16 protein-coding genes are annotated in these 20,008 nt (G+C 75.5%); 2 read left to right on the forward strand and 14 right to left on the reverse strand.

The window, feature by feature from the left end:
* Positions 1-121 precede the first annotated feature (121 nt).
* The 10 genes from ACGF15_RS19585 to rsmI all read right to left on the reverse strand — a co-directional run bounded on the left by ACGF15_RS19585 (position 122) and on the right by rsmI (position 13,049).
* The gene (locus ACGF15_RS19585) at positions 122-2,032 is read right to left on the reverse strand and encodes a PQQ-binding-like beta-propeller repeat protein (protein ID WP_392800456.1); all 1,911 of its coding nucleotides are present in this window, start codon (positions 2,030-2,032) and stop codon (positions 122-124) included.
* Between the two features lie 56 nt (positions 2,033-2,088).
* The gene (locus tag ACGF15_RS19590; RefSeq protein ID WP_392800458.1) at positions 2,089-3,879 is read right to left on the reverse strand and encodes a PQQ-binding-like beta-propeller repeat protein; all 1,791 of its coding nucleotides are present in this window, start codon (positions 3,877-3,879) and stop codon (positions 2,089-2,091) included.
* 402 nt (positions 3,880-4,281) lie between these two features.
* A complete protein-coding gene (locus ACGF15_RS19595) occupies positions 4,282-6,093 on the reverse strand; it encodes an ABC-F family ATP-binding cassette domain-containing protein (protein ID WP_345615083.1) in 1,812 nt (603 codons plus the stop codon).
* Positions 6,094-6,312: 219 nt separating this feature from the next.
* On the reverse strand, positions 6,313-7,656 hold the full coding sequence (locus tag ACGF15_RS19600; protein WP_392800460.1) for an acyltransferase: 1,344 nt from the start codon (positions 7,654-7,656) through the stop codon (positions 6,313-6,315).
* A gap of 108 nt (positions 7,657-7,764) precedes the next feature.
* On the reverse strand, positions 7,765-8,679 hold the full coding sequence (locus tag ACGF15_RS19605; RefSeq protein ID WP_345615081.1) for a 4-(cytidine 5'-diphospho)-2-C-methyl-D-erythritol kinase: 915 nt from the start codon (positions 8,677-8,679) through the stop codon (positions 7,765-7,767).
* On the reverse strand, positions 8,676-9,536 hold the full coding sequence (gene rsmA, locus ACGF15_RS19610; protein ID WP_345615080.1) for a 16S rRNA (adenine(1518)-N(6)/adenine(1519)-N(6))-dimethyltransferase RsmA: 861 nt from the start codon (positions 9,534-9,536) through the stop codon (positions 8,676-8,678). Before rsmA ends, ACGF15_RS19605 begins: the two co-directional genes overlap by 4 nt.
* Before the next feature lie 9 nt (positions 9,537-9,545).
* Positions 9,546-10,457: a ubiquitin-like domain-containing protein gene (locus ACGF15_RS19615; protein ID WP_392800463.1), complete on the reverse strand. Its 912-nt coding sequence runs from the start codon at positions 10,455-10,457 to the stop codon at positions 9,546-9,548.
* A 125-nt stretch (positions 10,458-10,582) separates the two neighbouring features.
* Positions 10,583-11,467 carry a TatD family hydrolase gene (locus ACGF15_RS19620; protein WP_345615944.1) on the reverse strand — a complete coding sequence of 295 codons (885 nt, stop codon included), beginning with the start codon at positions 11,465-11,467 and terminating at the stop codon, positions 10,583-10,585.
* A gap of 132 nt (positions 11,468-11,599) precedes the next feature.
* The gene (locus ACGF15_RS19625) at positions 11,600-12,031 is read right to left on the reverse strand and encodes a hypothetical protein (protein WP_392800467.1); all 432 of its coding nucleotides are present in this window, start codon (positions 12,029-12,031) and stop codon (positions 11,600-11,602) included.
* 151 nt (positions 12,032-12,182) lie between these two features.
* Positions 12,183-13,049 carry a 16S rRNA (cytidine(1402)-2'-O)-methyltransferase gene (rsmI, locus tag ACGF15_RS19630; protein ID WP_392800470.1) on the reverse strand — a complete coding sequence of 289 codons (867 nt, stop codon included), beginning with the start codon at positions 13,047-13,049 and terminating at the stop codon, positions 12,183-12,185.
* Positions 13,050-13,110: 61 nt separating this feature from the next.
* Here rsmI and ACGF15_RS19635 point away from each other — a divergent pair, with 61 nt between their 5' ends.
* A complete protein-coding gene (locus tag ACGF15_RS19635; protein WP_345615948.1) occupies positions 13,111-14,835 on the forward strand; it encodes a phospholipid carrier-dependent glycosyltransferase in 1,725 nt (574 codons plus the stop codon).
* A gap of 178 nt (positions 14,836-15,013) precedes the next feature.
* Entirely contained in the window at positions 15,014-16,648 is a 1,635-nt protein-coding gene (locus ACGF15_RS19640; protein ID WP_392800474.1) for a penicillin-binding transpeptidase domain-containing protein, read from the forward strand.
* Between the two features lie 59 nt (positions 16,649-16,707).
* Here ACGF15_RS19640 and ACGF15_RS19645 read toward each other — a convergent pair whose 3' ends face one another.
* From ACGF15_RS19645 to ACGF15_RS19660, 4 genes are all read right to left on the reverse strand, one after another.
* Positions 16,708-17,250: a hypothetical protein gene (locus tag ACGF15_RS19645; RefSeq protein ID WP_362610218.1), complete on the reverse strand. Its 543-nt coding sequence runs from the start codon at positions 17,248-17,250 to the stop codon at positions 16,708-16,710.
* 78 nt (positions 17,251-17,328) lie between these two features.
* The gene (locus ACGF15_RS19650) at positions 17,329-18,159 is read right to left on the reverse strand and encodes an SDR family NAD(P)-dependent oxidoreductase (RefSeq protein WP_392800477.1); all 831 of its coding nucleotides are present in this window, start codon (positions 18,157-18,159) and stop codon (positions 17,329-17,331) included.
* 24 nt (positions 18,160-18,183) lie between these two features.
* The gene (locus ACGF15_RS19655) at positions 18,184-19,374 is read right to left on the reverse strand and encodes a serine hydrolase domain-containing protein (protein WP_362610222.1); all 1,191 of its coding nucleotides are present in this window, start codon (positions 19,372-19,374) and stop codon (positions 18,184-18,186) included.
* Between the two features lie 108 nt (positions 19,375-19,482).
* Positions 19,483-19,932 carry an organic hydroperoxide resistance protein gene (locus tag ACGF15_RS19660; RefSeq protein ID WP_345615953.1) on the reverse strand — a complete coding sequence of 150 codons (450 nt, stop codon included), beginning with the start codon at positions 19,930-19,932 and terminating at the stop codon, positions 19,483-19,485.
* Positions 19,933-20,008: the final 76 nt, after the last annotated feature.

Genomic DNA, 20,008 nt, shown 5'->3' on the forward strand with positions numbered 1-20,008 from the left:
CCGCCCGGGGCCCCGGGACACCGCGGGCCCGGGACACCGCGGGCCCGGACCGCCGTGGAACGGCGGGCCGGGCCCCGGGTGCGTCCCTCGCCGCGTCCGCGGTCCGCGAACGGGCGGTGGATCAGTCGACGGCCGAGAAGGCGACCGCCAGATACTCCTTGCCGAACTGCGAGTCCTTCTCACGGGGCTCGCTCAGCAGGTCCTGCGAGAGGAAGAACCGGCCCGCGTGGTAGCGGTACTCGGACCCGCCCTCCGTGAAACGCGTCTCGACGTCCCTCACCGAGCGGTCCGAGGGGTTCTCCAGCAGCAGCGTCTGGGTGAACGTGGCCCCGTCGATGCTGACGACCTGCCCGCCCTTGTCGTAGGGGGGTCGCTTGTAGACGATCAGGTTGCCGCCGTCCATGCGGAGCGGCAGCGCGTAGTAGCCCTCCCCCGCGTCCGCGCGCTCCGGTGCGCCCTTCCCGGTGGCCAGGTCGAAGGCGATGATCTCGTTGGTGCGGCCCGTGCTGTCGGCGCTCCCCTCGTGCTCGGCGGTCGGGAGGTAGAGCTTGCCGTTCCCCACCAGCACGAACTGGCAGCCCTCCACACCGTCGCTGGCCGGGCAGCGGGCCAGGTAGTTGTCGCCGGGAGCGGCGATCTTGGCCCGCAGCTTGCCCGTCGCGGCGTCGATCGAGAAGAAGTCCGAGATGCCGTAGGAGCCGGTGTCGCCCACGTCGGCCGCGACCACGAGCGGGTCGGTGGAGACGATCCGGGCGTCCTCGACGCCGCCGGGCATCGCGAAGCTCGACAGCGGGGCGCCGCTGTCCGGGTCCACCGGCTGCACGGTCGCCGTGCGGCTGCCGTACTCGCCGCAGGTGCGCACGGCGACCAGGGCCTCGCCACCGCCGTATCCGATGTCACGGCAGTTCTGCGCGTCGACGGTCGGCTTCCACTTGACCTTTCCGGTGCCGAGGTCGAAGGCGGCGCCGCCGTAGAGCCCTCCGGCGGCGACCGTGCCGCCGCTCAGCGTCACCTGCTCGAACTGCGTCTTGTCGTCCCCCGTGGTGCCGCCGCTGACGGAGGTGCTCCATTTCAGGGCGCCGGTGCCCAGGTCGACGACAGCGACTTCCGTGCAGCGCTCGAAGAACTTGGGGGCGGTGCGCTTCCTGGCCTCGAAGAGGATCGCGGTCAGGCCCTCGTCGGTGGTGTGGCGGGAGGCCCCGCAGACCTGGCCGGGCAGCGGTGTGGTCCACAGGACGCTGCCCTCGGCCACGTCGTAGCCGACGAGCGAGTTGGCGCCCGGCTTCACGAACGCCTTGTCGGTCACCCAGGAGCCGGGGACGGCCATCAGGTCCTCGCGGGCGGGCTCGGGCAGCTGGTAGGCGACCTTCGAGGCGGTGCGGGCACCGGGCTTCTCCTGGCCGGACCCGTCCGGGGCCTTGCCGGAGTCGCCCTCGCCCCCTTGGCCGCCGGAGGAGCCCCCGGCGCTGCCGCCGGCCTCCTCCCTGCCCTCGCCGCCGCTCACCGAGGCGTAGACGATGCCGCCGCCGACGATCAGCACGATCGCGACGCAGGCCGCGATGACGATCTTCATCGAGGCGCTGATCCCGCGGCGCCCGCCGGGGCCCGGCTGAGGAGCCGTCGGCCGGGTGGGGTGGCCGTACGGCGGCTGCCCCGGGGCACCCTGCGGCGGATAGCCGTAGGACGGCCGGCCGGGGGCGCCCTGCTGCGGATGGCCGTAGGGGTGGGTGGGCGCGGCCCCCGGAGCCCCGAAGGGCTGGGCGGGGGGCGGGGTCTGCGGGTAGCCGTAGGCGCCCGCGTCCTGCGGGGCCCCGGCCGACGGCGGGACGGGGGCGCCGAAGCCTCCGGCGGGCGGCTCCTGGGGCGCCCCGAAGCCCTGGGAGGCAGGTGCGTCGGGGGCCTGGCCGGCCGGGCGCTCGGCCAGGGGATCGGCGGCGGGCGGACCCTGCGGCGGTGGGGCCGGGGTCTCGCCCCCGGGGTTCCCTGACGGGGGTTCCGCGGGGGGCTGCTGGGGCGGCGGGGGCTGGGTCATCTGCGTCTACCTCGTCGTACGGGAGGGAAGGGCGGGGAGCGGAGGAAGCGGCGGCGTCAGGAGCCGAAGCCCATCAGCGTCTTCGTCTCCAGCTCCTCCTCGTCGTTGCTGGCACTCACCCGCCCGCTCGCGAGGAAGAAGCGGCCGTCGGCGTACGCCGTCCTCGGCGAGTGGAAGGAGCTCTCGATCCGCGCGGTCGAGGCGGGGTTCTGCAGCACCGTCCTCGGGGCGCCGCCGGTCGGGGCGATGGTGGCGAGGGTGCCGCCCGTGTCGTGGCGGGCGCCCATGTAGACGAGGACCCTGCCGCCCTCCATCCGCAGCGGGGTCATCTCCCGCTCGGCGGGGGCCTCGGTGCGCCAGACCGGCTTGCCGGTGTCCAGGCCGAAGGCCACGAGCTCGTTGGCCTTGCCGAATCCGGTGTCCGTCGCCATGTAGAAGTTGCGGGAGTCCGCGGCCACACCGGTGCAGCCCTGGAGGTTCTGGCCGAAGACGACGAAGGCTCCGCCGTTGCAGCGGGGGGCGTACGAGTCGTCCCCGCCCTGGATCGTCGCCCTCGGCCTGCCGTTGTCGGTGAGGGACAGGATGGACCACTTCTTGGGCTCGTTCTGCCTGATCGACACCACCAGCGGGGTCACCGAGAAGACCTTGTCGATCTCCCATCCCTCGGGGGTGTCGTAGGTCCAGCGCGGCTTGCCGGTGGCCGGGTCGATCTCCTGGAGCTGCTGCTTGGGGTTCTTGTAGTCGCTCGTCGGGCAGCTGGCGGCGGCGATCAGCTTCGGGCCGCCCGCGAAGGCGAAGGGCTTGCAGTCGCCGGCGGGCTTCCCGAACAGCTGCCTGCCGTCGGCGAGCGAGAAGCCGTAGGAGTTGCTGCCGCCCGCGACCGCCAGCGTGCCGCCGGAGATGGCGAGCGTGTAGTCGGCCAGGGCTGCGAAGGCGCCGCTCGGCTTCGGGACGGACTTCTTCCAGCCCGCCTTGCCGGTCCTGAGGTCGACCATCTGGAGGTCGTTGCACTTGGCCTTCTCGGTCAGGCCGTCCTCGATGCCGAAGACGATCCTGCCGTCGGCGGAGGGGGCGTCGGGCGCCGAGCACACCGTGGTGGCGACCGGGACGCTCCACTTCTTGCTGCCGTCCTTCACCGAGTACCCGGCGATCTCCCGGTACATGGCCTTGACCACGGTGTCGCCCACGGTCCACGGGCCGAAGACCCGGGCGCCGCCGCGGGGCAGGTCGACGTCGTTCCTGGTGAGGAACAGGACCCTGGACTCGCCGTCCTTGCGCCCGGCGTTGAGGTCCTCCGCCTGTTCGCGGCCCCCGCCGGGGCCCTTGCCGTCGCCCTTGTCGACCTCGTCCCCGCCGCCCGGGGCCGCGGAGGGGGCCGGCGTCGCTGCGCCGGACTCGGCGGCGACGGGTGCGTCCTTCTTCCCGCCGTCGCTCAGTGCCAGGTAGGTCCCGCCGCCGACGAGGAGGAGGCCGGCGACCGAGGCGGCGACGACGGCACCGGTCCTGCCCCTGAGGGGGGAACCGGGGCCCTTGCCGGGGGGCGGGGTCGGGGCGCCGGGGTACTGGGGCTGCCCCGGATGGCCGTAGGGGCCCGGCTGGTTGTAGGGGCCGGGCTGCTGCTGGTACGGGCCGGGCTGCCCCGCCTGGGGGTAGCCGTAGCCGGGCGGCGGGCCCTGGGGGTGGCCGTAGCCGGGGACCTGGCCCGGCTGCCCCGCCTGCGGGTAGCCGTAGCCGTAGCCGGGCGGCGGGCCGGTGGGCGGGCCGCCCTGGGGCGGCTGCGCGGGCCGGGGGGAGGCGCCCTGCGGGTCCTCGGGGGCTCCGAAGCCCGGCTGCGGCGGCTGTGTCATGGCGTAGTTCTCCTCCGGTCTGCTGCTCCCGGCGCCCCTCTCGGGCTCCTGCCCGGGCGCTGCCGAAAGGTCCCCCACCCCCGTGTGCACCGGCGTCCGGGGCGCGGTGGGGGCGCCCAGGTCCGGAAGGAGCTGATCGGACGTGTCCGTCGCTTGTTTCTTTTCGGCCGACCATGGTCGGGCGCGCTTCTTTGTATCACCCGCGACGAACGCGAAAACGGGCCGCTTCTCCCCTGTTCCCAAGGGAGGACCGGCCCGTGACGCTGTTGTTATGCGCTTTCCACGGCTCCTCCACGAACCAGATCCGGCCACGGAACCGGCTCCCGGATGCGGGAGTTGACCGCCGGGGCCGCCGCCTCCGGTGCCCCGCGGCCCGGGGGGTGCGGGGCACCGGAGGCCCGGTCAGTCGGCGTCCTCCGCCAGCTCCAGCCACTGCATCTCCAACTCCTCGCGCTCGCTCCCGAGTTCACGCAGCTCCGCGTCCAGCCTCGCCACCTTCTCGAAATCGGTGGCGTTGTCGGCGATCTGCGCGTGGAGGGTCGTCTCCTTGTCGGAGATCCTGTCGAGCCGGCGCTCGATGCGCTGGAGCTCCTTCCTGGCGGCGCGCGCGTCCGCGGCGGAGCGCTCCCTGCCCGCCGTCGGCGCGGGTGCCGCCGCGGGCACCGGGGCGGCGGCCGCCACCAGGCTCGCCCGGCGCTCCAGGTACTCGTCGATGCCACGCGGCAGCATCCGCAGCGCGCCGTCGCCGAGCAGGGCGAAGGTGCGGTCCGTGGTCCGCTCGACGAAGAACCGGTCGTGCGAGATGACCACCATCGACCCCGGCCAGCCGTCGAGGAGGTCCTCCAGCTGGGTCAGGGTCTCGATGTCCAGGTCGTTGGTGGGCTCGTCGAGGAAGAGCACGTTCGGCTCGTCCATCAGCAGGCGCAGCAGCTGGAGCCTGCGCCGCTCGCCTCCGGAGAGGTCGGCGACCGGGGTCCACTGCTTGTCCTTGGCGAAGCCGAACTGCTCGCAGAGCTGACCCGCGGTCATCTCCCGCCCCTTGCCCAGGTCCACCCGGTCGCGGATCTGCTGCACGGCCTCCAGCACCCGCAGGCTCCCGGGCAGCTCCGTGACGTCCTGGGAGAGGTAGGCGAGCCGGACGGTCTTGCCGACCACCACGCGGCCCGCGGCCGGCTGCACCTCGCCCCCGCTGCGGACGGCGTCCGCGAGGGCGCGCAGCAGCGAGGTCTTGCCGGCCCCGTTGACGCCGACCAGGCCGATGCGGTCGCCGGGCCCGAGCTGCCAGGTCACGTGCCGGAGCAGGACCTTGGGACCGGCCTGGACGGTCACGTCCTCCAGCTCCAGGACGGTCCTGCCGAGCCGGGCGGAGGCGAACTTCATCAGCTCGGAGGTGTCGCGGGGCGGGGGCACGTCGGCGATCAGCTCGTTGGCCGCCTCGATGCGGTAGCGCGGCTTCGAGGTCCGCGCGGGCGCTCCCCGGCGCAGCCAGGCGAGTTCCTTGCGCATCAGGTTCTGCCGCTTGGCCTCCTCGGTCGCGGCGATCCGCTCCCGCTCGGCCCGGGCGAAGACGTAGTCGCTGTAGCCGCCCTCGTACTCGTGGACGGCCCCGCGCTGGACGTCCCACATCCGGCTGCAGACCTGGTCGAGGAACCAGCGGTCGTGGGTGACGCAGACGAGGGCGGAGCGGCGCTCCCGGAGGTGGCGGGCGAGCCAGGCGATGCCCTCGACGTCGAGGTGGTTGGTGGGCTCGTCGAGGACGATCAGGTCCTGCTCGGCGATGAGCAGCTTGGCGAGTGCGATCCGGCGGCGCTCGCCGCCGGACAGCGGGCCGATGACGGTGTCGAGCCCCTGCGGGAAGCCGGAGAGGTCCAGGCCGTCGAAGAGGCCGGTGAGGACGTCGCGGATCTTGGCGTTCCCCGCCCACTCGTGGTCGGCCAGGTCCCCGATGACCTCGTGCCGGATGGTGGCCTCGGGGTCGAGCGAGTCGTGCTGCGTCAGCACGCCGAGGCGCAGCCCGCCGCTCTGGGTGACCCGCCCGCTGTCGGGTTCCTCCAGTTTGGCCAGCATCCGGATGAGGGTGGTCTTGCCGTCGCCGTTGCGTCCGACGACGCCGATGCGGTCGCCCTCGGAGACGCCCAGCGAGACGGAGTCCAGCAGGGCACGGGTGCCGTAGACCTTGCTGACTGCCTCGACGTTGACCAGGTTGACGGCCATGACTCTCCTGCCCGGGGGAACGAACGACGTCCCAGCCTAAGGGCTGTGCCGTGGTCCCCGGCGGGCGCACGGCGAGGCCACGGCACCCCGCGGCGTTGGCGCGCCCCCGGAGCACACCCGGTACGGGGGCGGTGCTCCGCCGTGCGGGCACCGCAGGTCGAGCCCGCGCGCAGGTCCGCCGAGGGCGGCGGACAGCCCCCGCGCACGGGACCGCCCCCCTCAGTGCCGCCGGGGGTCCGGCCCGGCCGACGGGGAGGGGCGGGCGGCCCGGGCGACGAGCAGCCAGCCGCCCAGCACCATGGCGAGCGCGGCGGGGGCGGAGACCGGCACCGCGACGAGCACGGCGGTCCGGCCGTCCAGGATGCCGCCGAAGCCCACCAGGGACAGGCCCAGCACCCCGGAGAGGCAGAGTGCGGCGCCGACCGCGGCGAGGGGCCCCGAACCGGGCCGGGGCGAGGCTCCCGGAGCGCCCGGCACCTCGAAGCGGCGGAAGACCGCCACCAGCAGGGCGGTGAGCACCGCGGCGGCCGCCAGCCGCGGCGGGACCTGCGCCCACCAGGCCCCCGTGGCGGGTGCGGGCAGCGGCGCGCCGACGGCGAGCAGCGCCGCGTAGACGCCGAGCATCGCGGTCAGGTGCCACAGGAACGCCGTCATCGCGACCCCGTTGGCGGCGACGACCGCCCGCCACACGCGCGCCCTGCCCGCGAGTCGGGTGCCCGGCCCGCGCAGCAGCTCCACGGCCCCGACCAGCCAGAGGGCGTGGCAGAGCAGGGCGAGGGTCGGCGGGGCCATGTTGGAGACCTCCTCGCCGGGCATGCCCACCATGGAGAGGGGATAGGGGCCGAGGGCCACCAGCGCGGCGGCGCCCGCGAGTCCGGCGGCGGCGAGCAGGCCGGGGCGGCGGATCATGCCGTCCGCGCGTAGGAAGCCGAGCTGGTGGACGGCGAGCCAGACGAGGGCGAAGTTGAGGAACCCCACGTACGGCACGCCGAGGGCGAAGCGCAGCAGGTCGACGGCGGCCACCGCCGCGACGAGGGCGAGGGGCACCCGGGCTCCGGCCCGCTCGTGGAGCCTCAGCAGCGGTGGGGTGAGGGCGACCACGGCGAGGTAGACGCCGATGAACCACAGCGGCTGCGCGACCAGTCGCAGCGCCGCGCCCACCGGTCCGCGGTCCCCGCCGAGGAGGGCGGCGGCCAGGGCCGCGGCCGTCCAGACGAGCACGAACACCGCGGTGGGCACCAGCAGCCGCCGCGACCGGCCGTGCAGGAAGGCCGCGTAGACGCTCCCCGCCGGCAGGCGGCGGCGCAGGGACCGGAAGGTGAGCGCGTGGGCGAAGCCGCCGACGAAGAAGAAGACCGGCATCACCTGGAGCACCCAGGTCAGGACCTGGAGCCCGGGGAGGGAGGCGAGCAGGTTGCCGACCCGGCCGTCGGCGGTGACGGCGGCCATCAGCCAGTGCCCGCAGACGACGGTCGCGAGCGAGGCGACCCGCAGCAGGTCGGCGTAGCGGTCGCGGGTTCCGGGGGTGTTCCGGGCGAGCTCGCGGACGGTGGTCGTGGTCATGGGGCCACGCTGCCGTCCGGCCGGGGCGGCGGACACCGTCCGGATACTCAACTCCCGTCTGAGTACCCGGCGCCGCCGCGTCCGGCCGCGGGTGCCGCGGCGGCGGGCTCAGCCGCCGGCGACGACCGTCGCCCCGGGCGCCGGCGCGAGGGCCGGACGCGCCTCGCGGCAGGTGCCCGAGGCGCGCAGCGCGGCGGCCACCGACTCGGCGGCCTCGGCGTCCTTCACCAGGAAGGCCGTGGTGGGGCCCGAGCCGGAGACCAGCCCGGCGAGCGCTCCCGCCTCCGTGCCCGCGGCCAGGGTGGCCGCGAGGGAGGGGCGCAGCGAGAGGGCGGCCGGCTGGAGGTCGTTGCCGAGGGCGTCCGCCAGGCCCGCGGTGTCGCCGGTGCGCAGTGCCTCCAGCAGCGCGGGCGGGGCGGCCGGGGGCGGGACCTCGGTACCGCGGTTCAGCCGGTCGAACTCGGCGTAGACGGCGGGAGTCGACAGGCCGCCGTCGGCCATGGCGAACACCCAGTGGAAGGCGCCGCCCACCTCCAGGGGGGTGAGCAGTTCGCCCCGGCCGGTGCCGAGTGCCGCCCCGCCGACCAGGCTGAACGGCACGTCGGAGCCCAACTCGGCACAGAGCGAGAGCAGTTCCTCCCGAGAGGAGCCGCACCCCCACAGGGCGTCGCAGGCGAGCAGGGCGCCCGCGCCGTCCGCGGAGCCGCCCGCCATCCCGCCGGCGACGGGGATGTCCTTGCGGATGTGGAGGTGCACGTTCGGGGTGATGCCGTGCCGTGCGGCGAGGAGTTCGGCGGCGCGGACGGCGAGGTTGGTGCGGTCCAGCGGCACCTGGTCGGCCCCCGGGCCCTCGCAGGTGACGGCGGGTGCCGCGGCCTCGGCCACGGTGACCTCGTCGTACAGGCCGACGGCGAGGAAGACGTTGGCCAGGTCGTGGTAGCCGTCCGGCCGGGCTCCGCCGACCGCGAGGCGGACGTTGACCTTGGCCGGCACCCGTACCGTGACGCCCCTGCTGACACTCACTGCTTCGCCTCCGCGATCCGTGCGAACTCCTCCACCGTCAGCGACTCCCCGCGTGCCTGCGGGGAGACGCCTGCCGCCACCAGGGCGGCCTCCGCCGCCGCCGCCGACCCGGCCCAGCCCGCCAGGGCGGCGCGCAGGGTCTTGCGGCGCTGCGCGAAGGCCGCGTCGACGACGGCGAACACCTCGGTCCGGGAGGCGGTGGTGGCGAGCGGTGCGCCGCGGCGCACCAGGGACACCAGGCCGGAGTCGACGTTGGGGGCCGGCCAGAAGACGTTGCGGCCGATGGCCCCGGCCCGCCTGACCTCCGCGTACCAGTTGGCCTTCACGGACGGCACCCCGTAGACCTTGCTGCCCGGCCGGGCGGCGAGCCGGTCGGCCACCTCGGCCTGGACCATGACGAGGGTGCGCTCGATGCTCGGGAAGCGCTCCAGCATGTGCAGCAGCACCGGTACGGCCACGTTGTACGGCAGGTTGGCGACCAGCGCGGTGGGCGGCGGCCCGGGCAGCTCCTGCACCCGCATGGCGTCCGAGTGGACGAGGCGGAAGCGCTCGGCCCGCCCGGGCAGCCGGGCCGCGACCGTGGCGGGCAGGGCCCCGGCCAGCACGTCGTCGATCTCGACGGCGACGACCTGGTCGGCGGTCTCCAGCAGGGCCAGCGTCAGCGAGCCGAGTCCGGGGCCCACCTCGACGACGACGTCGTCCGGCCGGACCTCCGCGGTGCGCACGATCCGGCGGACGGTGTTGGCGTCGATGACGAAGTTCTGCCCGCGCTGCTTGGTCGGGCGTACGCCCAGCGCGGCGGCCAGTTCTCGGATGTCGGCGGGGCCGAGCAGGGCGTCGGGGTCAGTGGTGCTCACCGATACAGCCTACGGCCGCGGTACGGCGGCGGAGCCGCCCCCCGCTGCACGGGGCGCGCGGGGGCCCGCCTCCCGGTGGCCGGCCGGGAGGGGTGCGGTGCGCCCGGTGCGGACGTCGAGGGTGAGACCGGTCGGGGGGATGGGCGTGCGGGCGGCCGGCCTGCGGTGCCCGTCCACGGGCACGCCCAGGGTGCGCAGCGCCTCGTCCACCGTGGCGGCGGTGGTCCAGACGGTGCGGCGGCGGCCGTCGAGGGTGAGGACCACGGGCCGGCCGCGGCGGACCTCGACGCGGTCGCCGCTGTCGAGGGCGGCGGCCGGGGGCGGGGAGACCGTGTCGTGCGGGCCGAGGAGGAGGCCCTCCTCGTCGAGGAGGGCCCCGACGTCCCCGGCGAAGGTGTGCAGGGTGCGGGAGTCGCCGTCGGCGGCGAGCCGCACCTCCTTGTCGGCGGCGAGGAAGGCGGTGGTGCCGCCGGCCAGGACCGCCAGGACCAGGGCCCGGGGCAGGAGGCGCCGCAGCGCCCCGGTGCCGGGGGCCGGTGCCCGGCGCCGGGCACCGCGCCGGACGCGCCGCCCTCCGCGCCGCCGGGCACCCTTGCGGCGGGCGCGGCGGCGGGGCGGCGGGGGCGCGCCCTCCCCGCGGGGCCCGGTGGCGGTCCCGAGGGCACCGGAGAGGTCCAGGTGGGCGACGGTGGGGGCGTAGGCGGCCGCGACCCGGACGTCGAGGACGGTGTGCCCGGGATCGGCGGGGGCGGTCTGCGCCCGGGGCGGCGGGGCGGGCGGGCGGCCCGGCGCGCCGGGCGGCGGGGGCACGGCGGCGCCGGGCGGCCGCGACCGCCGCGCGGCGCCGGTGACGAGGGTCGGCGCGGCCGCGGGGGCGGCGGCCGGTGCGGCGGGGTACGCCGGGGGATGTCTGCCCTGCACGCCGGGCACAACGCTCCGGGAGCCCGATCGGTCACCGGCGGGGGCTTCCTCCCGGGGGCCCGGCGGACGGCGGGCGGGCGGCCCCGCCGGGCCGACGGCGCCGCGGGGCGGGGCCGTCCGGCGGGTCAGTAGTCGAAGGCGCGTGCGGTGTTGGCGGCGACCGCCGCCGCCATGGCGTCCTCGTCGAGCCCCTTGACCGCGGCCATCGCCCGCAGGGTGACCGGGATCAGATAGGGGGCGTTGGGACGGCCCCGGTACGGCACGGGGGTGAGGAAGGGCGCGTCGGTCTCCACGAGCACCAGCTCCGCGGGGGCGGCGGCGAGCGCGTCGCGCAGCGGCTGGGCGTTCTTGAAGGTGACGTTGCCCGCGAAGGAGAGGAAATAGCCCTCCGCCGCGCAGGCGCGCGCCATGTCCGCGTCGCCCGAGAAGCAGTGGAACACGGTGCGCTCCGGTGCGCCCTCCTCCGCCAGAATGCGCAGCACGTCGGAATGCGCCTCCCGGTCGTGGATCACCAGCGCCTTTCCTCGGCGTTTGGCGATCTCGATATGCGCACGGAAGGAGCGCTCCTGGGCCGCGATCCCCCCGGGGCCGGTGCGGAAGTAGTCGAGCCCCGTCTCGCCCACGGCCCGCACCTCGTCGAGGGCGGCCAGGCGGTCGATCTCGGCGAGCGCGTCGTCCAGGGCCGCGTCGCCCCCCGCCTCGCGCCCGGGGCGTACCCGGCCCGGGCCGGACGGTTCGGTGCCCGGGTCGCCGAGCACCAGGCGGGGGGCCTCGTTCGGGTGCAGGGCGACGGCGGCGTGCACCTGCGGGTGGGCGGCGGCGGTCTCGGCGGCCCAGCGGGAGCCCTTGACGTCGCAGCCCACCTGCACCACGGTCGTGACGCCCACCGCGGCGGCCCGGGCGAGGGCCTCCTCGACGGTGCCGTCCTGGAGGTCCAGGTGGGTGTGCGAATCGGCGACCGCCACCCCGAGCGGTTCGGGCAGCGGCGGCGGTGCGGACTTCGAACTCATGGGCGCGATCCTACGAGGCCCGCCGCCCGGCCCCCGCACCGGCGCGTTCCGCCGGAGGGTGCGGGCGGCGGGCCGCGGCCCGTCCGCGGTGCGGGGCCGTGCCCGGCGGACGACCGGACCCGGCGGCCCCGCTCATCTGCGGTGGTGGAAGGGGTGCAGCAGGTCGGAGAGGCGCCGGTGCCGCCCGGTGGGGGCCGCCTCGGGCGAGGGCCGCGGCTCCTCGGCGGCGGGCGCCGGCACGGAGGCGGCCGCCGCGGGCCGGTCCTCGTGGGGCTCGGTGTCGTGGGGCTCGGTGTCGTGGCCGTGCTCCATGAACTCCTGGACGGTCGAGACGCTCCCGGCCCGCATGATGCGGACGACGTGCCCCCCGCAGTTGAGGCAGGTGGGACTGGACAGCGGGGACGGCACCCGCTCGCCGTCCGCCCGGTAGACGACGAACGCCCGGCCCTTGGTGTCGACGTGGTGCTCTATCTCGTAGGACTGCTCCCAGCCGTATCCGCAGCGCATGCAGGCGAAGGAATAGGCCTCGTGCACCGTAGGGGTGGTGTCCGTGATCTCGCTCATGCCAGCTCCTCTCCACTGTGTCCAGTGGACGCCCTTTCCGGCGGGAGCGCACAGGCGCCTTCCGACAAAATGGCGCGCATTTGGGGATTCCCATGCACTGGCGGCCGGGGCACGGTCTGCGCTTTGCCTTTTACGATAGTCCTTTACCGTCTCACGGTGCGGGTCGTGCCGCATTCTTTGCCGCCACGACGGCATCGAACACCTCCCGCTTGGGCAGCCCGGCCTCGGCGGCCACCGCCGCGATCGCCTCCTTGCGCCGCTCCCCCGCCTCCTCCCTCACCCGCACCCTGCGCACCAGCTCCTCGGGGCCGAGATCGCCGGGGTCCGCGGCGGGCGCTCCCTCGACGACGACGGTGATCTCGCCCCGGACGCCCTCTGCGGCCCACGCGGCCAGCTCCCCGAGGCCGCCGCGCCGGACCTCCTCGTAGGTCTTGGTGAGCTCCCGGCAGACGGCGGCCCGCCGGTCCGCGCCGAAGACCTCGGCCATCGCCGCCAGAGTGTCGTGGAGGCGGTGCGGGGCCTCGAAGTAGACGAGGGTGCGCCGCTCCCCGGCGACCTCGCGCAGCCGGCCCAGCCGCTCCCCGGCCTTGCGGGGCGGGAAGCCCTCGAAGCAGAAGCGGTCCACCGGCAGACCCGACAGTGCCAGGGCGGTCAGGACGGCGGAGGGACCGGGCACGGCCGTGACCCGGAGGTCCCGTGCGACGGCGGCGGCGACCAGCCGGTAGCCGGGGTCGGAGACGGAGGGCATGCCCGCGTCGGTCACCAGCAGCACCCGGGCCCCTCCGGCGAGCGCCTCGACCAGCTCGGGCGTCCGGGCGGCCTCGTTGCCCTCGAAGTAGGACACGACGCGCCCGGAGGTCTGCACACCGAGCGCCTGGGTGAGGCGGCGCAGCCGCCGGGTGTCCTCCGCGGCGACGATGTCGGCGTCCGCCAACTCGGCGGCGAGCCGGGGCGGTGCGTCGGCGACGTCGCCGATGGGGGTGCCTGCGAGGACGAGGGTGCCGGGCTTGGAAGTCACGGCTCCATCCTCCCAGGACGGCAGCCGCCACGGGCACGGCCTCGTTCCCTACGATGGCGCGGTGACCAGTACCGCGCCCCACACCATCGAGGGCCAGGAGGCCGGGCCGCAGCCCGGGCGGCTCGACCGGCTGCGCCGGTTCGGCTATGTGCCCCGCCCCGTGACCGGCCTGCGCGACCGCCTCGTGCCGCCCTTCGTCCGCCCGTCGGCCGGGTTCTGGCGGGCGCTGGGGGTGCGGCCCGGCGACGGTGCCGTGCTGGCGCGGATCGCCGCCTGGGGCGGCCCGCTGCTGGTGGCCCTGATCGCGGGCCTGCTGCGGTTCTGGAACCTCGGCAAGCCGCACGCGGTGATATTCGACGAGACCTACTACGCCAAGGACGCCTGGGCGCTGGTCAACCAGGGGTACGAGGGCAGCTGGCCCAAGGACGTGGACCAGCGCATCCTGCGGGACGGATCGGCGGTGCTGCCGCCGGCCGACCCGGGTTACGTGGTGCATCCGCCGGTCGGCAAGTGGGTCATCGGCCTCGGCGAGAAGCTCTTCGACTTCACTCCGTTCGGCTGGCGGTTCATGGTGGCCGTCCTCGGCACGCTGTCCGTGCTGATGCTGTGCCGGATCGGCAGGCGGCTGTTCCGGTCGACCTTCCTCGGCTGCCTGGCGGGGCTGCTGCTGACGGTCGACGGGCTGCACTTCGTGATGAGCCGTACCGCGCTGCTCGACCTGGTGCTGATGTTCTTCGTGCTGGCCGCCTTCGGTGCGCTGCTGCTGGACCGCGACGCGAGCCGCCGCCGCATGGCGGGGGCTCTCCCGGTGGACGGCGAGGGGGTGCTGCGGCCCGACCGCACCGTCGCCGAGACCCTGCGCCTGGGGTGGCGGCCCTGGCGGCTGACCGCGGGGGTGATGCTGGGCCTGGCCGCCGGGACCAAGTGGAACGGCCTGTTCATCCTGGCGGCCTTCGGTGTGATGAGCGTGCTGTGGGACGTCGGGACGCGGCGCACCGCGGGGGCGGTCCGCCCGTACGCGGCCGTGCTCCGCCGCGACCTGGTCCCGGCGTTCGCCTCCACGGTGCCGGTGGCGCTCGCGACGTACGTGGCGTCGTGGGCGGGCTGGATCGCCACCTCCGGGGGCTACCACCGGCAGTGGGCGAGCTCCGGTCCCGGACGGGACAGCTCCTGGGGCTGGCTGTTCCCGGACTGGTGGCGCAGCCTGTGGCACTACGAGTCGCAGGTCTACACCTTCCACGTCGGCCTCACCGACGGGCACACCTACGAGTCGAACCCGTGGAGCTGGCTGGTCGTCGGGCGCCCGGTCTCCTACTACTACCAGGACGTCGCCCCGGGTACCGGCGGCTGCCCGCAGGGCACGGTGGACAAGTGCGCGAGCGAGGTCCTGGCCCTCGGCACCCCCCTGCTGTGGTGGGCGGCCTGCTTCGCCCTGCTGTACGTCGGCTACCGCTGGCTGTTCCGCCGCGACTGGCGGGCGGGGGCGATCCTGTGCGCCTTCCTGGCCGGCTGGGCGCCCTGGCTGCACTACCAGGAGCGCACGATCTTCCACTTCTACGCGGTGGTGTTCGTCCCCTTCCTGTGCCTGGCGGTGGCGATGATGATCGGCGCGATGCTCGGCCCGGCGGGCTGCGACGAGCGGCGGCGGGCGGTGGGCGCGATCGGCTCGGGGGTGCTGGTGCTGCTGATCGTGTGGAACTTCGTCTACTTCCATCCGATCTACACCGGCGCACCGCTCCCGATGGAGGAGTGGCGCAACCGGATGTGGCTGGACATGTGGATCTGAGGACGTGCGGCGGACGCCCCGCCCGGCCGAAGGGCGTCGGCCGGATCCCTGCGGTCGCGTCCCGGTCGGATAACGGCCGCCGCTCGCGGCCCACCCGTCCCGTAGGCTGCAACCGACGCACCCCTTGAACATGTTCAGACCCAGGGGTGCGCACGCCTCGGGGAGGGGTTGCAGGGGGATGCGCAGTGGGACGAAGGTCGCCGTCGTCGGCGGGGTGTTCGCCGTCGTGGCCGGGGGTGTGGGGTACGCGGGGTGGAACCTCGTCAGCGGCATCGCGGACGGCGGGGACGGCCAGCTCTCCACCCGGTCCGCCCCCGGGAGGACCGGACCGCCGGACGCGGCCGAAACGGCGGAGACCGCCGACCGCTTCCTGACCGCCTGGGCGTCCGGGGAGGGCTCGGCGGCCGCACAGCTGACCAACGACCCGGTGGCCGCCGAGGCGGTGCTCGCCGGGTACTCCGTGTCGGCCCGTGTGACCCGGGCGGAGATCACCCCGGGACCGGCGACGGGAGCCACCGTCCCGTTCACCGTGTCGGCGACCGTGGAGTACGAGGGCACCTCGAAGACCTGGGAGTACGCCTCCCGTCTCACCGTGGTCCGCGGGCTGAGCACGGGCCGGGCCGTGGTCGACTGGGACCCCTCGGTGGTGCACCCCGAACTGACCGAGGGCACCTCGCTCAGCACCTCCGAGTCCACCGCGCCGCCGATCAGGGCGGTCGACAGGGACGGGGTGGAGCTGACCGCCGAGAAGTTCCCCTCGCTCGCCGGGATCCTGGACGAGCTGCGCGAGAGGTACGGCGCCGAGGCGGGCGGCACGGCGGGCGTGGAGCTGGTGCTCTCCTCCGACGACGGCAGCGTGCCGGACAGGACCCTGCTGACCCTGGCGGAGGGTGAGCCCGGCACGGTGCCGACCTATCTGGACGCCGGTGTGCAGGCCGCGGCGGAGCAGGCGGTCAGCCGCTACGGGAAGGCGTCCGTGGTCGCCGTCGAGCCGAGCACCGGGTACGTCCGGGCGGTGGCCAACAGCCCTGCCGCCGGATTCAACACGGCGCTCCAGGGCGGTCAGGCCCCCGGCTCCACGATGAAGATCGTGACGGCCGCGATGATGCTGGACCGGGGGCTGGTGAACGGCGCCGACTCCCCCGTGGAGTGCCCGCCCACGGTCGTGTGGGAGCGCACCTTCCAGAACCTCGACAAGTTCGAGGTGCCCGACGCCACCCTGCGCACGGCCTTCGCCCGCTCCTGCAACACGACCTTCATCAAGCCCGTGAAGCCGCTGGGCGACGCGGCCGGCAGCGCGCTCGGCGAGACGGCCGCGCGGTACTTCGGCATCGGGAAGGACTGGCAGAGCGGGGTGGTGACCCGCGACGGCTCGGTGCCCGCCTCCACCGGCTCCGAGACCGCCGCGTCCTACATCGGCCAGGGCCGGGTCCAGATGAACGCCCTCAACATGGCCTCGATCGCGGCCACCGTGAAGGACGGCGGCTTCCGCCAGCCGGTGATCGTGCCCGCGTCCCTCGACGACCGCCCGCTGGCCGTCGCCCAGCGGATGCCCGGCGGCATGGCCGAGACCCTGCGCGGGCTGATGCGGGCGGGCGCGGCGCCGGGCGGCACGGGCGCCGAGGCGATGGCCGCGGTCGGCGGCGACAAGGGGGCGAAGACCGGTTCGGCCGAGGTCGACGGGCAGGGGCAGTCCAACTCCTGGTTCACGGCCTTCGCGGACGACCTGGCGGCGGCGGCCGTGGTGTCCGCGGGCGGCCATGGTGGCGACGCGGCCGGTCCCGTGGTGGCGGCGGTGCTGGGCGCCCGCTGAGGGGGCGGGGGGCGCCCGGGTGGCGTGCCTCCCGGGCGCCCCCCGGTGGCGCGGTGCCCTCAGTGGGCGTCCTGCACCGGGGTGCCGGGGGCGAAATGGGCGACGGCGGTCTCCAGTCGCTCCTTGTCGAAGCGCCACCCGGTCACCGCCCGGGAGGAGACCGCGGTGCCGGGCGGCACCGGTACCAGGAAGCGCAGGGCGGCATGGGCCTTCGGGCCGTCCCCGGGCAGCGAGGGGGCGCCCTGACGCCGGGTGACGCCGACGTAGGGCACGGAGGCGGACCCCGCCGCCTGGCGCCACAGCACGAAGCCCGTGATGTCCTCCCAGGGCACGTGGGCGGTGGTGGCCCGGTACCGGGCGGGGCTCCCGCCGAGGAGCACGCCCGTCGCGTCGACCCGGAACGCGACCCTGCGGCTGAGCGCCGTGTACGCCATGAACAGCCCGCCTCCGCCGAACAGGGGCAGCCCCAGCACCTGGGCGAGCAGGGGCATGCCCGGGAGCAGCAGGGCCGCGGTGAAGGCGGCGGAGAGCGCCACGACCGTCGAGGTCCGGAGATCGAAGCCGTAGCGGGCCTGGTACACGGGCGAGGTGTCGCGATCCATGACAAGATCATGGCAAACGGCGGAGGTGGCCGGGAAGCCCGGTCCGCGGAGCGACCGGTCCGGCCGCGCCGGTCGGCCTCACATCGGCGCGGGCCGCGCCTCCGAGGGGTCCTTGTCCCCCGGGGGGCCCGCGGGCCCCCCGTCCTGGCCCGTCAGCCGGAGGAACTGCGTGTTGACGGCCAGCAGGCCGCCGTCGACCCGCAGCGTGGTCCCGGTGATCCAGGCGGCGTCACCGGAGGCGAGGAAGGCCGCGGCGGCCGCGATGTCCTCCGGCTCGCCGACCCTCCCGAGGGGGTAGACCTCCCCCAGCGCACGAAGGACCTCCGGTCGGCCCTCCCAGGCACGGGTGCGCACCGTTCCGGGGTTGACCTGGTTGACCCGGACGCCGCGGGGGGCCGCCTCGGCGGCCAGGGTGCGGGTCAGCGAGGCGAGTCCGGCCTTGGCCGCGCTGTAGGCGTGGCCGCCGAAGGACTGCTCGGCGTTGACGGAGCCGATGTTGACGATCGCGCCCCGGCCCCCGGCGGCGGCCAGGGCCGGCAGCGCGGCGCGGGCGCACCGCATCGCGCCGCCGAGGCAGATGTCCAGGTCGCGGGCCCATGCCTGGTCGGGGAGTTCCTCGAAGGGGCCCGCGTGGTCGATCGCGGAGAAGGCGTTGTTGACGAGCACGTCGAGCCGCCCGAAGCGCTCGGCGGCACGGGCGACGGCCGCCTCGGCGTCGGCGCGGTCGGCCACGTCCACCCGGCAGGCCTCGGCACCGTCGACCTCTGCCGCGGTCTCCTCGGCGGCCTCGGCGTCGATGTCGGCGACGAGCACCCTGGCGCCCTCGGAGGCGAGGCGGCGGGTGATCGCGGCGCCGATGCCCCGCGCCCCGCCGGTGACCAGGACCCCGTACCCGTCGAACCGCCTCACGGCACTCCCCCTCCGCCGGACCCCCTACAGCGTGGACCGTATCGCGCGGATCAGGGCCTGCGCACGGGGATCGGCGGTGACTCCCCTGCGCAGCCCGTTGGTGACATAGCCGAAGGCCGTGCCCGACTCGGGGTCGGCGAAGCCGAGCGAGCCGCCGCGCCCCGGGTGGCCGAAGGAACCGGGGCCGAGGAGCGGGGCGGCGGGCCCGTGGAGCATGAAGCCCAGCCCGAAGCGGGTGGGCACGACGAGCACCCGGTCCGGGCCCGCCGACTCCTCGGTCCGGGCGAGGGTCAGGGTGGCGGGGGCGAAGAGGCGGCGTCCGCCGTCGACCTCGCCGATGGTGGCGGCGTAGAAGCGGGCCAGGGCCCGGGCGGTGCAGATGCCGCCCGAGCCGGGCAGGCCGGCCGCGCGGTAGGCGGGGGCGTTCTCGTCGGGCGGCGGGGCGACGGCGGAGAAGGCGCGGCGGGTGAGCGAGCCGGGGTCCTCGTAGGCGGCGGCGACGGAGCGCTTGGGGCGCAGCCTCGGCCCCCCGCCCTGGGCCGGTCCGGGCTCGGGCACGGGACCGACGCGGCCGACGCGATGGGCCTCCTCCTCGGGCAGGCCCATCCAGAAGTCCAGGTCCAGCGGGCGGGCGATCTCCTCGGCCACCCAGCGGCCGATGGGGCGCCCGGTCACCCGGCGGACGAGTTCGCCGAGCAGCCAGCTGTAGGTGTGGGCGTGGTAGCCGTGCTCGGCGCCCGGCTCCCAGAGGGGGGCCTGCGCGGCGAGCGCCGCGGGCCCGGAGGCGCCGTCGAGTGCCTGCTCCGGGGTGAGCGGCCGGTCGAGCACCGGCAGGCCGGCCCGGTGGGAGAGCACATGGCGGACGAGCACCCGCTCCTTGCCCGCGGCCTTGAACTCGGGCCAGTAGGTGCCGACCGGGGCGTCCAGGTCGATCTGGCCGCGCTGGTGGAGCAGCAGGACGACGGCGGCCGCCACGCCCTTGGTGGCCGAGCGCACGACCTGCGCGGTGTCGACGGCCCAGGGCTCGGTGCCGTCGACGTCCCGGGTGCCGGTCCACAGGTCGACGACCTTGCGGCCGTGCCGGTAGACGGCGACGGCCGCGCCGCGCTCGCCGCGCTGCTCGGCGTTGCGGGCGAAGGCGTCGGCGACCGCCTCGTAGCCCTCGGCCACCGTGCCCCGGACGTCCCCCACCTGTGCTCCTTCGCTCGCGTGCATCCCCCCATGGTGCAACGCCCCGGCGGTGCCCCCGGCCGCGGGGCGGCGGGGCGGCGGGGCCGCGGGGCGGCGGGGCGGCGGGGCGGCGGGGCGGCGGGGCGGCGGGGCTCAGCTCAGCAGGATCGACACGTCGATGTTGTCGCGGGTGGCGTTGGAGTAGGGGCAGACCTGGTGCGCGGCCGAGACGAGCCGGGCGGCGAGGTCCTGGTCGACCAGGGGCAGGGAGACGCTCAGGGCCACGGCGAGCCCGTAGCCGCGGGCGTTGTTGGGGCCGATGCCCACCTTGGCGGCGACGGTGGACCCGCTCAGGTCGAGTCCGGCGCGCCGCCCGACGATGACCAGGGCGTTGTGGAAGCAGGCGCTGTACCCCGCGGCGAACAGCTGCTCCGGGTTGGTGCCCAGGCCGTCGCCGCCGAGGGCGGGCGGAGCGGCGACCCGGAGGTCTATCCGGCCGTCGTGGCTGGTGACATAGCCCTCGCGACCGCCGTGGGCGGTGGCCTCGGCCACGTACACGATCCGGGTGGGCCGGGTGTCGAGGGGGTCGGCCTGTTCGCTCACGGTGCGTCCCCCGGTTCTGTCGCGTCCACCGCCGAAACTGCATCGTGCACAACGTATCGGATGCGGGGTGCCGCCC

The organism is Streptomyces sp. NPDC048001, assembly GCF_043203115.1.
Classification (GTDB): Bacteria; Actinomycetota; Actinomycetes; order Streptomycetales; family Streptomycetaceae; genus Streptomyces; species Streptomyces sanyensis.